A 14,856-nucleotide genomic window follows, 5' to 3' on the forward strand; every position below is an offset into this window, starting at 1 on the left:
CGAAACGTTAACTGCATCGACACTTAGGCACGGATTTCCGTAACGGAATGCAAAAAGCCACGTGTATCGACAGACAAACCGTTCTATCTTACTTTAGCAGTGCATTTTAAAGCGAAGTTGAATTTGAATTGGCCACGCTTTCCGTGGCCGATCCTCGCTGTAACGAGCCAATACAAAACTAATCCTGCAAAAATATTGCCTGTAGAGGAGCGATGAGGCCGCCGCTTCGGTGGCCGGGGGGCTTTTGTGCATTTTCTTTTGATCGTCTTGCTGAAGAGATACATCTTCAATCCGGCGATCGTCGTGGCAGCGTTTCTTGTCTACGGCGAAGGGATTGACCTTGCGGCAGCTCAGCAAATGTGCGGCCCCGCGCTATCGCAGTGCGACCTGCAGACCGACCCCGCATGCCTTGAACGCACCTATGCGTGCGGCGAATATGATACCGTCATCCAGTCGCTCTTCGTCGAACGGTTCGAACCGACGCCTGACCAGAAATACTTCGTCGGCGCCTCGTTCTACGGCCGCCACATTCGCGAACGCGCCGCCGGCGTGCAGTGCGAGATGGTGAAGTTCGCGCGCGAATACCTGAGTGACTACCTGTCCGGAGTCGAGGCCAAGTTCACCACCAGCGGCTCGTTCGGGACGGTGCGACAGATGGATCAAATCTATCATGCCGCGCAGATGCTGACTGACCTCGGCGACGTCACCGGTTGCCCGGAATCGGCGCTCACACGCGCCACCGTCGAGGACATCGCCCGCAGTGAGGCCGTACGCTATGCGCGCTCCGTGTTCCTGCAGCCGCCGCCGGAAGCCCGTTCCTCGTTCAAAACGCTGCAAGGCGCGCTGAGCGGCTTCGTCAGTCGGGCGTCCGATCTCGAAACAGGCATCGCTTTGCGCCGCGTCGAGATCAAATCGGCCGATACGCACTTGAAGGCGATCCGCGTCATTTTCGCGGAGATCTTCGGACCGGTGAGCGGTGCGGGCGCGACGCTGGTCGCCAACACCTCAATCCTCGACGGGCTGGCGGCGAAGACGACGCAGATGCTGCGCTCCGTCGAAGTCTCGGAGGAAGAGTTCAAGCGGGCGCTCGGTGACGTAACGCCTGAGCAATACGCCAATCTCAATCGCAAGACGGTCGCAAGCGCCGAGGACTTTCTCAAAGTCTCCGCCTTCCACATCAACATGATCGGGGTGCTGCTGCCGACCGATCCGGCAAAGCCCTTCTGGCGACTGGATGCCGAGGTTCATGCCGACAACGCGGCACAGGGCGCATTCAACGATCTCGCCAAGATTAAGGCGGACTGGAAGGCGCACGGCGCTGCGACCGGCATCTGCGCCCAGGCTGGCGCGGCCGACAGGGTGTGGTACTGCCGATGACAAGCTTCCGAGACATTGCGTTGTTCGTGATCGTCAGTTGCGTGTTGGCCGGCGAAGCCGGCGCCGGATCGATCCTGGAGCGCGCTTACACGTCGGAGAAGCTCGATGGTTTCTGGAACGCGACGCTCTCCAGCGCGACGCCCGAGACGACCCGGTTCAGCCTGCTCGCCCCCGGCCCCGCCGCCGTCGAACCGAGTCACGAGGCGACGCAGCCCGATTTCGGCCTGCCCTTCACCGGCGAGGTGATCGGCGAGGCGTCAGGCCCCTCCGGCGGCAGCCGCAGCGTCGGCTTTCCGGTCATCCCGCTTTCGGCCGACGACGCCTCGGTGCTGATGCGACGCCTCGCCTGGGCGGAGATCTATCTGAGCCGCTACCGCTTCTTCGCCCCAGTCTCGACCGATAACGCCGAAGAGCTCGCCGCCCTCGTCGGCCGACAATACGCCGCTGGCGTCGAGGCCTATCTGATTACCGGGCGGCTTTACTTCTCCGGGGCCGACTTGCCGGAGAAATGCCGGCATCTGACGCGGATGAACGAGATCGATGCCGGGCCTTTATCGGGCGCAAGCGCGGATGTGCTGCCTGCCGCCTGGCGTCCGCTATTCCCGATAATCGAAGCCGTACGCGCACGGCTCGGCTCGGACGCGCTGGCGAAGCTGGTCTGTTCGGCCAAGCCAGTGCGCGGGCGCGCCGAAACGACCAATCTGATCGAAACGCGGGTGCGCGGGCAGATCGTCAAGGCGGTCAGGACGAAGGTCGACGACACGCTCAACCTGATGAACGCCGCTTCGACCGAATACCAGTCGCTGGTCAACGAAATGGACGTGTCGATCAAGTCTGCCGAGGTGATGGAGTTGGAACGTGTGCTCGGCAACGCGCAGGCCAACATGGTGCTCGTCAAGGAGGATCAGCTGAAGGCAGCCGAGACGATCGCCACGCTGCAAGCCGTCGATCTCTCCAGCCTCAACCAGCCGGATTCGCTGAAGGAATTCGAAGACGGCAAGGCAAGGATGACGCAGATCGTCGGGCAGATCGAAGGCGTGATGACGGCCCTGTCCGGCCTCGCGCATGTCGTCGACGATCCGACAATCACGGCAGAGCTTTCTTCCTGCGCGGGACTGGCCGGCGCGTATTCGGCGCTCGACCTCACGCTCGAGACCGGCGCACTGACCGCAAAGATCAACGGCCCCTACGAGGACTGCATCAACCATGCCCGGGCTGTGGTCGGGCGGTTCCAGAACCCATCGCTTTCCAAGGTGCAGATGGCCGAACTTGCCCGGCACGTGCGCCAGATTTCCGAGGTCTTGTTGACGACGGGGCAGCCATGAGACGGTTTTTCCTGCTTTGCGGACTGGTCGTCGGCTTCATCTTTGGCGCTGCCGGAATGGCGCGCGCGCAGGACTGCATGGCGCTCGATGTTGACGCGGCGGCCGGCCATGCCGGCGAGCTGACGACGCTGCTCAAGATCGCCAATTTCCGCGCCGACGTGAAATATATGGGTGAAGTCGCCACCGAACTCGAACAGTTCCTGACGACCTGCGGCAACGAGGCGACCGGACGGCTGGCGATCGTGTGCGATTTCGACTGCCACCTGCAACTCGGCCGCTATCGCTTGTTCCTCGCCGCCGACATGCCGTTCCTGTCGTCGGCCAGCGGCGTCAGCCGCAACGATACGCCGGTTTCGCCGCAGGCGGCGCAGGAATTCGGCCGCCAAGGCATCGAGATCGTCGACCGGGGCCTTCGCATTCTCGCACGACAGCAAGGCGGTGACCAGGGAGCCGCGGCGGGAGAGGATGCGAGTTACCGCACCTTCGTGCGGCAGCTAACGGCGCTGTCCTCTTTGAAGATCCAGTTGCTGATGAACACCGGCGACGTCTGGTATCAGACGCTCTCGGAGGCGCGCGTCAAGGCACTCGACTTCCTGGTCAGCGATACGCTGGGCGCTGCCGGAGGCGCCGGCCTCAACAGTCAACCCAACCTCTCCAAGGCCTACACCAATTACGAGGCCGCAATGTGGGTGCTGGTCGAGACGGAGATGGATATTCCGGGCGAGTCCACCTACGACGACCTACGCGCCGATCTGCTGCTTCAGCAGAGCGACCTTGATGCGCGCATGGAAAGCGTGCGCAAGGGTTTCCTGTTCCTCAACATCGACCCCATGCAGTTCACGACGATCCCGTTCGAGGAACTGCAGCAGGCCCTGGCCGAAAGCGAACAGCGACTGACCGAGGTCGAGCGCAATGTCGAGGCGCTGGTTGAGCGGTGGTACGCCAACAAGGAAGGCGAAGCGACGCGCGCGCTCGACGAGGAGCGGACGATCCGCAGCCAGGAAGTCAACCTGATCGCCCACAAGATCGGCAAGCTGGAGCACGAAGCGCAGACCTTCGCCACCACCGTCCAGCAAGAGATCAACGCGGTCGACGCCGAGAAGGACACGTTCGGCTATCGCCAGCAGATCAGGTCGCTGGAGATCGAGCTCGGCACCAAGATCGCCGAGTTCGAGAACCAGCGCCGTCAGATCAATAACAGACAGGAACTCGACCTAATCGTCCTCTCCAAGGAGGCCGAAGTCGAGCGGCGCAACGAACTGCGCTGGCTGCTGAACTGGGAAATGACGCAGATGAACCTCGATCTGCAGATTTCCTCGCTCGAGAGCCAGATCACCGAATATGCCCGCCAGACCGAACGCAACGCCAACGAGCTCGAACAGGCGGTTCGCCAGCGGCAGATCCTTCAAACGCAGATCACCAACAACCAGGGTGCGATCGGCCGCGCCAACGACGCAATCACCGAACTGCAACTGCGCCAGACCGACCTCTATCAGCGCCGCCGGGCCGTCGACCGCGAGCAGCTTTGCGGCATCGAGAACCAGCTTGCCCTGATTGGAGACACGGCCGACCATCCGTTCACGCCGCTGCTCGCAGGCGAACAGGTATGCCAGACTGTGACGCCGGCCTTCACGCGCAACCAATACGTTACCCAGATGTGCGGCCCGGACGGTCAGTCGGGCCTCAGGGCGCAGCTCGTGAACACGCAGACACAAGCGAGAGCGTTCCTGATGAAGTGCGTCATCGGCAACGCCGACTTCGCCGATGTCGAGCCGCTGATGTCCGACCAGCAAATGATCACGTCGAACATCCCGCTGCCGCAGGAACTGGCGAACGTCGATTGCGGTTCTTTTTCCCAGACGGAAACCGACTTCGCCAAGAAACTGTACGAAGCCGAGCGGGACGTCTATGCAAAGAAGAAGGCGGACCTTGAGGAGGCGCGTGACCAGGTCGACGGCCAGCTGACGGAAGTGATCACCTGGTTTGCCGCGTTCAACGGCACCACACAGGCCGCGCAGATCATCCTGACGTCGGTGCAAGGTGCATACTCGATCGGCGCCGCAGTGCCCGAAATCATCACCTGCGCCTGCGGTTTGGGCAGCGGCGTCGCGACGGTGATAGACGTCGCCAAACCGATCAGGGCGGCCTTGGAAGCGGCCCAATCCATCCTGTCGACGATCATCAACACCGGCCAGATCACTCAGGCGAATATAAATGAAATCAATGCGCTGAAGCAGCGTCTTACGCAGCTCCGCCAGGCGATCGAGCAACTCGATCTTGACAAGGCCCTCAAGGCAAGGGCGCTGGTCGACACGCATTTCCAATTGGCCGGCCGGTTGGCGCAAGGGGCGCAGGACATCAAGGAACTGGCGCTGCAAGGCTCGATGGCGGCCGTCGACTGCCAGAGCCAGGATCTCGGCATCGACGAGCAGGTGGCGCGGCTCAAGTCCGACCACGAACGCATCCTCGCGGGGCTCGATCTTCAGGCGCGCGAAAACGACATGCTCAGTTTCCAGATCACCGACCAGCAGCGCACGATCGACCGGCTGACCAACGAGATCGGGATTCTCAATCTGGAACTCGACAAGCTGTCCCTGTCGGAAGCCCAGCTCAACCAGGATAATGCACGTGTCGCCGAACTGGTCGCTGCAACCAACGGCCGCATCGACCGCGTCCGCGCTGCGCAGACGACAGTGACCGGTCTCGCCGAGGAATCAAATGCCTCGACCAACTTGATCAACGAGCTGCGCGACCGGCAGAAGGAGAAGATGCTGGCGCTGAACGATGCCGAACTCGCCTTCGTCGAGCAGCGCATCACGCAGTCGCGCGGCAACACCGAGGAACTCGTAGCAGGCCTGAACCAAGCCAAGGATCTCGGTCTCAAGAGCCGCGCGCTGCAGGACAGCATTCTGAAGTTCCAGGGCAACGTTCAGGCCGAGGTGACAAAGCAGCAGGAGGACATGACAAAGCTGGTCACCCAGATCGACGATCCGGCGGCGCGCAAGAATCTGTTCATCGCGACCCAGGAGACCGTCGCCGACCTGATGAAGGGCATTCCCGAATATCTGGTGACCAAGCGGCGCGTGCTCGAGACCGCCAACCGGCTGATGCACCTGATGCGTCGCCGCTTTGAAGTGGTGCAGGCCTTCACCGGCGAGGCCGCAACCGTGCCCGTGGTCTATGTGCGCAACGCAACCCAGCTCCAGGCGATGATAGACGACATCGTTGCCAAGCGCTTCTTCGACGAGCGGCAGATCAATATCGATGTCGCCCAGATCGTAGTGCCCGCCAATTCCGGTTTCGCCCGCAAGCTGGCGCTCGACGAGAATGTCGAGTTCGAGGTTTCGCCCTTCGCGTCGACCGACGCGCTGATGAAGGCGAACGGCTATTTCGCGCTGTGGGCGCCCAACAAATTCCGTGAGCGCAAGAACCTGACCCTGATCGATGTCTTCGTCGGCACCGACTACCAGTGCACTGGCGCGCAGTGGAACCGCTTCGCCTTGCAACACCGCGGCAGCGGCTTCGTGTTCAAGCCGCTGACCAAGGGGTCGAACGAGGTCCGCGCCGACATTTCGGTCGGACCAGAGCGGGTCGCCTTGCAGACCTTTTTCAACCAGGCCGACAGCGGCGACGAGATCAGCCGGATCATCCGCTACTGGGTGCAGGATCGCTACCAGGCGCGCAAGTTTCCGCGCGCGCCCGGACCTTCGAACGACACCAGCCTGATCCTGCCCTATCTCGGCGCGCCGCTTATCGGCTCGTACCGGCTGTCGCTGCAGCCGAGCGACTGCCCCTTCGACGGCGCTGTGTTCACCCTCTATTTCATCTTCGCGAGCGCGTCATGAGAGCCATCGTCGCCACAGCAGCGCTCGCTCTGGCGTTTGGCGCGACGGGAGCGGCCGCGCGCGACCTCTTCGTCGACAATCTCGCCGGCTATACAATCGAATCGCGCGTTCTCGACGCTCCAAATTGCGAGGGGCCGGCCATTCCTGACGGCACGCTGAAGACCTTCGAGCAAGGCCTCTGCGTCTTCCACCGCCCAGCCCGCAGTCCCGACGACAGCCAACGCGCGGCCAGCCTGATGCGGGAGGCACAGACACGCGGGCTGCCGCCCGTCCACCAGCAGCTCGCCGGGCTGGTTTCAGGCCTGGCGATCTGCGCCGAGGCGACGCGTCACCTCGACGCCTACCGCGCTTCGGGCAACCAGAGCCGGATGGAGCAGACGCTGTTCTGCCGCGACCGGCGGCACAGCCAGGCAGACCTGAACGCGATCGAATGGAACCATGCGCTGTTCGAGTACGCCGACGGGCTCGCTTCGAACCGGACGCTCGAGCAGAGGCTGGCCGAGATGAGCGCCTGCCAGGCTGGGCCCTTGAGCGCCGATTTCGACGCCCAGTGCGGCCTGATCTCCAATCTGTCCGACATCGAGATCGATGCCTTCGCCGACGGGGCGGCCGACAATGTGATCGAGAGCTACTTCGCCAGCGTCGAGAGCCCGATCACGGCGATGTTTTCCCGCAAGCTGAAACGCGCCGAAGGCCTGGTGCAGAGTTCGCGCGCCGGCATCGACGACATCAAGGCAGGCGCCGACACAGTGAACAAGGAATACGCCGCGCTGAACCAGGTCTACGTAGCGGCGCGCGACACCAGGATGGGGCCGATCTACAACGCCTACCGCGAGGCGATCCTGAGGGCGACCTCGATCCTCGACGAGTTCGACCGCTGGAAAGGCGGACTGTTCATAACCTCGGAAAACATCAACCTGATGCCGAAGATCACCGAACGGTCGGGCGAGATCGCGGGCGAGAAGACGCGGGTAGAAGGCCTCGCCTTTGGGGGCAAGGCGAGCGCGCTGATCGCCGACATCAAGCGCATCATCAATGCTGACGCCGAAAACCGCGCCGCGGTCGGCGCCCTCTGCCGCATCTACTTCTGCGAACTGACCAACCGCCGCGCGATGGCCGACGTCATCCGCACCTGTCGTCGGCCGGCGCTCGCCAACAATCCGCTGTGCGTCGGCCAGAACGGGCAGGTCACCAATGGAACTCTTACGGTCGATTTCCAGGGGCCGCACTCAATCTCGGTTAAGGCGCTGTGCCAGTCGGCTGGCCTCGATCCGTTGATGATGGAGGTCAATATGGACCCCACCCGCGCCGCAAGCTGCCTGAACGAATTGCGATGAGACAGGCGGCCGTCTTGCTCACCCTGCTTCTCGCGGGCGCTTCGGCGGCCCGCGCCGAGCCGCAGCTTGCCGCTTTCGTCACCGACCAGAACAACGACGTCTATGTCGCGCTTTTCGACGGCAAGGCGGTGGAACTCGCCGGCTGCACCAGCGGGAGCCAGGCGAAGCGGCTGCTGCACTTGCCCGACACCGCCGCGGTCTCGGAGGCGACGCTCGCCAAGCTTCAGGCTGAAAACGGCTTTGGGGCGCAGCCGCGGTTGCCATGTCCCGGCACGGCATTCAATATCGCCTGGCCCGCGACGACCGCGATCTGGGCCGATGTCGAGGCATCGGGCAACTATTATCTCCCCTCTCTCTCGGGCGGCGGCTATTTCGCCGTGCCCACCGCCTGTGTGGAGATCAAGGCGGCGCTCGCCATCCGCGAGCGCCTGCAACTGCCGGGCGTGCTCCAGGGCTTTGTCGCGCCGCCCGATGTCGGGACACCGTTCGTACTCGATTGCGGGCGCGGCGATCTTAGCGGCACATCGGATGTCGCGGTGGCGAGTGCGGCGCGCTGGAGCCTGCACCGGTTCGAAACTTTCCTCAGCGCCGAAAGCATTGGCGACACGGTTTTTGTCGTGGGCTACACGCCGCCGGGCGAAGGCGCGCAGCCCTCCTACCTGCCGATTGTGCGCCTCGACGGCAAGGCGACGCGCGACATCATCTCCGATGCACCCGCAGCGGAAGCGGCGGAGGAGAAACTGCGGTCATTCTTCGGCATCCCCGAGGCCGAAGCCGTAACCCCGCTCGGCGCCGACGCGGTAGCTGCGCTTCGCTCGGCGCCCTTCATCGACCTGTGTCTGTCGAATTGCGATGGCTATCAACGCGAGCACGCGGCCTTCGCGCAACCGGGCGTCGACCTCGGCTTGTCGCCGCTGTCCGCCGGTCTGTCAATCACCTCGCTCGACCCCCTCGGCAATGCGCGGCTGGACTGGACCTTCGCGCAAGGGCGGAACCTGTCGTTCACTGGCTGTCCGCTTCTGACCTCGGCGCTCGGCCTGTCCGCCCCCGGCATTGGCGACTGGATGGACGAGACGGATCGCGCGCTGACTGCCGCTCCGTCGCCGGGTACCGGCTTCGACTGCCGGGGCTCGGCCAGCGATACGTGCGTTCGCCGCATCAATGATGGTGGCACGCTGACACTGATGCAGTTCTCCTCTGAGGGCGATTGCGCCGGGCGGGTGAATCTCAGGCTCGAACTGCCCGCATCGGTCCAGGTGCCGCAGACGCTGATCCTGAAGGGACTGCCGTTCAAAACGGTGCACATGGCGCCGGCCCCCGGCGTCGCCCGGGCACGGCTCGTCGGCAACCCCAACAGGGTGCCGGCCGGCACGTCCTCATGCATCCTGTCGGCAACAGGCGTCATCATCGTCGCGGACGGATTGCCGCGGCTTGAACTCGAGCGGATCGATCTGGCGCGGGCAGCCGCTCAAACAACCGACGAGGTCGTTGCCGTGATCGCGCAGAACGGCGCTGTCGCGCTCGACGATGTGACCATCGGCACCGTGGCGGACGGATTGTCGCCGATGGCGCGCGGCGCGTCGCTGTGCCTGGCCGATCTTTATGCGCGCGGGCTCAGGGTGGAGGCAGACATGCTGGCGATCCAGGGGGTTCGGGCACGGCTGCTGATCTCGGCCCAGGCGCCCGCCCGCTCCACTATTGTCCGCGCGCGCTTCGGCGCGGTGCTTACCTCCGACAGCCTGATGCGGATGGACTTCACCGACATCGCCGCAGCCAATCCGCTGGTGCTGCGCGGGGCGGTCGTGGCGGGCCGCTCGGATGGGCTCGCGCCGATGGCAGCTGGCCTTGCGGTCGGCTCCGCCATCCAGCTCGAGCGCGGTTCGTCAGCGAATTTCACCACCTCGACGGTGTCGGGCTTCCGCTGCGCGGTCAGTTTCGCTGACAGCGCCTCTAGCGCCAGTTTCCTGCTGCCGGGCAACGACATCGCACGCGACAACACCAGCCGGGCCTGCGGGCCAGGCCACTTCAGCCTGGTCGAATAGAGCGGAGAGGAGAAACCAGATGAACCGCATCGCCCAATCGCTGCTTCTTCTTCTGCTGCTGGTGCTGCTTGCGGCGATCGACGCCGGTCCGGCCCGCGCCGAGGAACCGAAGGTGGTTCTGTTCGAGGATCCAACGCTGAACGCCACTCGCTTGCACTATCCCCTGCTCATCTCCGAAGGACGCGGCTACCGCATCCGCTGCGGCGCCCAGGCAGACGAAGAGGCGGTGATCCGCGGACTGGGCTTCGCCACCGTCCCGTCACAAGTGCTGACCGCCGTCGACAACGCGGTCATCGCCGCCGAACCCGCCGCCAATCCGCTGTTGTGTCCATCCGACGAGAACTACCCGATCAAGGTCTTCGCGCACGACGGCGGCAGCGGGATCGTATACTACCTACAGTTCCCGACGGATTTCGGGTCAACATCCTTCTCCGACCAACTCTACATTCCCGGCTGCGCGCCCCTCGTCGCGGAACTGAAGCTCAACCTCAATCAGGCGACTGACGCCGACCCCACCCCGTTCTTCGCCGGAAAGGTCCATACCATCGCATGCGTCGCGGGCCCGCCGGTTGCCGGACGGCCGACGACCTTCGCCAGCTGGTGCAGCAAGGATGACCTTGACCCGGCCCAGCAGACGACGGTCGAGGAACTGCTCGATCTGACACCCGGCGGGGCATCCGCGCTGGGCAATCCGGCGGCTTGCGCAAGCGCGCAGGACTTTCTCGCGTCGAGCACGACGCTCGACCTGGCCGGGCGACGGCTGACAAATCTCGAGCCGCTGGCGACACTTACCCATCTGACGCGCCTGACCTTGTCCGGCAATGAGATCGCCGACACGCGCGATCTGGAAAAGCTGACCAAGCTTGCGTTTCTCGATCTGTCGCGCAACCGGATCAGCAACATCAACGTGACGGCCGTAATGAAGGATCTGGCCGACGCCGACCTCAGTTCCAACCAGATCGCCGACTTGCGGCCGCTCGCCTCGGCACGGGCGCTGACGCGGCTGGTTCTGGCCAGCAACAAGATCACCGACGTGTCGCCGCTGCGGTTTCTGCAAGAACTCACGGCGCTCGATCTGTCGAAGAATCGGATCGCGGATGCGAGCGCTTTGATGGGCCTGACCAAGCTTGCCGCTCCGAACCTGCGCGCGAACCGCCTGGCCACGGCGCAGTCCGTCAGCGCCATCCTCCCGTTCAATCCTTCGCTGGACGGCAATCCGGTCTGCATCACCCGACCCGAGCAATCGACCGCGGTCACCGGGAAGATTTTCGAAGCGTGCATCACGGCAATCAAGGAGGCCGACGTGGTGCTGGCAAACATGCAGACCGGCAAATGCCTGGCTGTTGCCGAGGGGCGCGTCGACAACAACGCGCCGGCCGTACAGTTCAACTGCGACGGCGACCAGTGGCGCCGCTGGAAGCTGGTCGAGACGGATGACGGTTTTCAACTGCAGAACGTGCGAACCGGAAAATGCCTGACGATTGCAGGCGGGGTGAGCACTGATGACGACGTCCCTGCCCTCCAGTTCAACTGCGACCGCGATCCGTCGCGGTTCTGGAGCATCCGGGCGGCCGACCCCGAAGTCGTGCTGGTGAACCGGCAAACCGAAAGGTGCCTTTCGGTCGCGGAGGGACGAACCGACAACAATGCGCCGACGGTGCAATTCGACTGCGACGGCAGTCAATGGCAGCGCTGGAGGCTGGTCGAGACAGGCGATGGTTTCCAGGTGGCCAACGTCCGGACAGGCAAGTGCCTGACGATTGCCGGCGGAGTCAGCACCGAAAACAACATTCCAGCCTTGCAGTTCAACTGTGACGGCGATCCTTCACGCCGCTGGAACCTGGTCGAGACGCGCGATGGAGTTCAGGCGGCAAACGTCCAGACGGGCAAGTGCCTGATCATTGCCGGCGGGGTCAGCAACTTGAACAACATCCCGGCCCTTCAGTTCACCTGCGACCGCGATCCGTCGAGCTATTGGACCATCGAGGCGGCGGACGAGATGTAACGCTGCCAGTGGTTCGGGCTGATTGAGCCGCATCGATCAGCTTGGGCCTCTAAAGGAGGAACCAGATGAACCGCATCGCCCAATCGCTGCTCCTTGTTCTGGTCATGCTCGTGACCGCCGGCGCCGGCCCGGCCCGTGCGGACGAGCCGAAGGTTGTGCTGTTCGAGGATCCAGCACTGGAGGCGAACCGGCTGCATTATCCGCTGCTTATCTCCGACGGGCGCGGCTACCGCATCCGCTGCAAGGACCAGGCGGACGAGGAAGCGGTGATCCGCGGACTTGGCTTTGCGACGGTTCCCTCGGAGGTGCTAACCGCCGTCGACAGCGCGATCGTCGCCGCAGATCCCGCCGCCAACCCGCTGCTGTGCCCATCGGGCGAGACATACCCGATCAAGGTGTTCGCGCACGATAATGGCAGCGGTCTCGTCTACTACCTGCAATTTCCGTCAGACTTCGGCGCGACGACATTTTCCGACCGGATCTACATTCCCAGCTGCGCGCCGCTGGTCACCGAGTTGAAGCTCAATCTCGACCAGGCGCTGAACGCCGACCCCACGCCGTTCTTCGCTGGCAAGATCCACACCATCACGTGCCTCTCGGGCGCGCCGCTGGTCGACAAGCCGACCACCTTCGCGAAATGGTGCATCAAGGGCGACCGCACGCCGGCTGAAACGGCGACGGTGATGGCGGTGCTCGATTCAACACCCGGCGGGGTCTCCGCGCTCGGCAACCCGGCCGCCTGCGCCACCGCACAGACCTTCCTGGAATCGATCACGACGCTGAACCTGAGCGGCAAGGGCGTGCAATCACTCGAGCCCATTGAGGTGCTGGCGAACCTCGCCAGCCTGTCGATCGCCGACAACTCGATCGCCGACCTCGGGCCGCTGACCAAGCTCAAGGTGCTGACCTTCCTCGACATTTCCAGCAATCACATCAGCAACATCAACGCGCTGGCGCCGCTGACTGCGCTGACGCGGGCCGACGTCTCCGACAATGACGTCACGGACATCCGCGCGCTCTCAGCACTGGCGCTGCTCACAAACCTTTCGCTCGACAACAACAAGATTGCCAGCCTTGAACCGCTGCAATTCCTGCAGGCGCTCTCGACACTGTCCATCGGCAACAATGGACTGACAGGCGACATGCTCGAACCACTCAGTGCGCTCGGCGGCCTGACCAGCCTCAACCTTGCCAACAACAAGATCGAGACCTTTGCCAATCTCGGCAGCTTCCCCTCGACGCTAGCCATCAATCTTAGCGGCAATCCAATCGTCGCGGGCGGCGGGCAGAACTTCGTTGACCTGTGCGTGCTGCACCGCGACGCGGCGACCCCGCTTGGGCAGACCATTCGCGCCATGGTCGAATTGGAGGGCGGCGGGACGTGCTTGGCGGTCGGCAACAAGCTGCTGGCGACCACGGCGCTCGACCTGTCGTCCAAGATCGTCAGCGACCTGCGTCCGCTCGCCACCTTACCGCAACTCACCTCGCTCAACCTGTCGAGCAATGACATCACCGACGTCGCGCCGCTTGCCGGTCTGACCAACCTAGCCATACTCAACCTGTCAAAGAATTCGATCACTAATGTCAGGCCGCTGGCGGCGCTGCCGGGCCTGATTAATCTCGATCTTTCCGACAACCCTGTGCAGGCGACCGAGTTCCTGTCGGCCTGCCTGATGCGGAACCAGACCGACTTTCTGACACCCGCGCAAGCCTCAGAAGTGAACGCGCTGCTGTCTATCTCAGGCAAGACTGTCTGCGGCAGAGCCTATGACGATCTCAGCTCACGCCAGTTCGCCGATGCGAAGAACCGCGGGTTGACCAGCGTCTCGCTGTTCCCGGTGATGGGCAATCTGACCTCCATCGACCTGTCCGACAATCAGCTGTCCGACGTCGCGGCGCTGTCGGCAGTACCGGGGCTGACGAAGCTTTGGATTCGCAACAACCAGATCCCTTCGATCCAGGGGGTATTGCAACTGCGCCGCCTCGAACAACTGAACGTCGACGGCAATCCACTGTCGAACCTGATCGGTGTCGGAGTGCTCAACAAGCTGACAAAGCTCTATTTCTCGAACACGCACGTGCAATCCGTGACGCCCTTGGCGGATCTGCCGCTGCTTGATGACGCCGGCATGCGCAACCTGCCGCTGCAGTACGCCAGCTTCGCGGAATACTGCATCGTCTATCGGTTCGATTCGATCGCGCTCGGGGACGCGCGCGGCTTCATGGCGGCGCTTGAGAGCCGCATGCAGGCCGACCACGTCGACAGCGCCGATTGCAGCGCAGCGCAGAACTGGGCGCAGTCACTGACCAGTCTGACACTGAACAAAAAGTCGATCATCGCCGTCAACCCCGTCGTCCATTTCCGGGCACTGGGCGAACTCAACCTGTTCGACAATCTGATCACCGACGCCTCGCCGATCGCATCGCTGACGGGGCTTCAGAAACTGAACCTGGCCACCAATCGGCTGTCGGCGATCCCGCGCTTCGGCTCGGGCGGGCTCAAATACATCTACCTGGACGACAACCAGATCGCCAATGTCGGCAATCTGTCGAACATGCCGGCGTTGTCGAATATCGATCTACGCAACAACCGGGTCTTTGATGCACTGCCGCTCGGCTCGCTTCCGGCGCTGTCGATTGTCGATCTGAGGGGCAACCGGATCGAGAACTTCGCTCACGTCCATCCGGTGATCGGAAAGTCCTATCTCGGCAACAATCCGATCTGCTCCTTCCCGCAGCCGCTCCTCCCGCAAGTCGCCGAAGCGTGCAACCGCGAGCCGTTGCGCATCTTCGATGGAAACATTCACTTGCACGACGCGATCGCCGTCCAGCCTTCGGTCATCTGTCCGCGCCCGAACTGCTTGCAGCTCATCATCGTGGGCCCGCAAATTCATCAGTAATGCCTACACCCGGAGAGGTAGTCCC

Annotated in this window: 7 protein-coding genes; all 7 read left to right on the forward strand. The window is 63.3% G+C overall.

The window, feature by feature from the left end; genetic code table 11:
- Nucleotides 1-246 precede the first annotated feature (246 nt).
- Nucleotides 247-1,377, forward strand: a complete 1,131-nt coding sequence (locus tag NKI16_RS17415; protein WP_245274782.1) for a hypothetical protein — start codon at nt 247-249, stop codon at nt 1,375-1,377.
- Nucleotides 1,374-2,702 (forward strand): hypothetical protein, encoded by a 1,329-nt coding sequence (locus NKI16_RS17420; RefSeq protein WP_352698372.1) that lies wholly within the window; start codon nt 1,374-1,376, stop codon nt 2,700-2,702. The genes NKI16_RS17415 and NKI16_RS17420 overlap by 4 nt, the downstream gene beginning before the upstream one ends.
- Entirely contained in the window at nt 2,699-6,547 is a 3,849-nt protein-coding gene (locus NKI16_RS17425; protein ID WP_352698370.1) for a coiled-coil domain-containing protein, read from the forward strand. The genes NKI16_RS17420 and NKI16_RS17425 overlap by 4 nt, the downstream gene beginning before the upstream one ends.
- A complete protein-coding gene (locus tag NKI16_RS17430) occupies nt 6,544-7,884 on the forward strand; it encodes a hypothetical protein (protein ID WP_352923515.1) in 1,341 nt (446 codons plus the stop codon). The genes NKI16_RS17425 and NKI16_RS17430 overlap by 4 nt, the downstream gene beginning before the upstream one ends.
- Nucleotides 7,881-9,926 carry a hypothetical protein gene (locus NKI16_RS17435; protein WP_352923517.1) on the forward strand — a complete coding sequence of 682 codons (2,046 nt, stop codon included), beginning with the start codon at nt 7,881-7,883 and terminating at the stop codon, nt 9,924-9,926. Before NKI16_RS17430 ends, NKI16_RS17435 begins: the two co-directional genes overlap by 4 nt.
- Nucleotides 9,927-9,945: 19 nt before the next feature.
- Nucleotides 9,946-11,931, forward strand: a complete 1,986-nt coding sequence (locus NKI16_RS17440; RefSeq protein WP_352923520.1) for an RICIN domain-containing protein — start codon at nt 9,946-9,948, stop codon at nt 11,929-11,931.
- A gap of 65 nt (nt 11,932-11,996) precedes the next feature.
- Nucleotides 11,997-14,831, forward strand: a complete 2,835-nt coding sequence (locus NKI16_RS17445) for a leucine-rich repeat domain-containing protein (RefSeq protein WP_352576687.1) — start codon at nt 11,997-11,999, stop codon at nt 14,829-14,831.
- The last annotated feature ends 25 nt before the right edge of the window (nt 14,832-14,856 follow it).

Origin of the sequence: Mesorhizobium sp. M0698 (assembly GCF_040320455.1) — a bacterium.
GTDB lineage: Bacteria > Pseudomonadota > Alphaproteobacteria > Rhizobiales > Rhizobiaceae > Mesorhizobium.

What these genes read in the sequence shown, in the direction of transcription:
- NKI16_RS17420 (WP_352698372.1), top strand. Translation starts at nt 1,374, where the DNA reads ATGACAAGCTTCCGAGACATTGCGTTGTTCGTGATCGTCAGTTGCGTG.
- NKI16_RS17425 (WP_352698370.1), top strand. Translation starts at nt 2,699, where the DNA reads ATGAGACGGTTTTTCCTGCTTTGCGGACTGGTCGTCGGCTTCATCTTT.
- NKI16_RS17430 (WP_352923515.1), top strand. Translation starts at nt 6,544, where the DNA reads ATGAGAGCCATCGTCGCCACAGCAGCGCTCGCTCTGGCGTTTGGCGCG.
- NKI16_RS17435 (WP_352923517.1), top strand. Translation starts at nt 7,881, where the DNA reads ATGAGACAGGCGGCCGTCTTGCTCACCCTGCTTCTCGCGGGCGCTTCG.
- NKI16_RS17440 (WP_352923520.1), top strand. Translation starts at nt 9,946, where the DNA reads ATGAACCGCATCGCCCAATCGCTGCTTCTTCTTCTGCTGCTGGTGCTG.
- NKI16_RS17445 (WP_352576687.1), top strand. Translation starts at nt 11,997, where the DNA reads ATGAACCGCATCGCCCAATCGCTGCTCCTTGTTCTGGTCATGCTCGTG.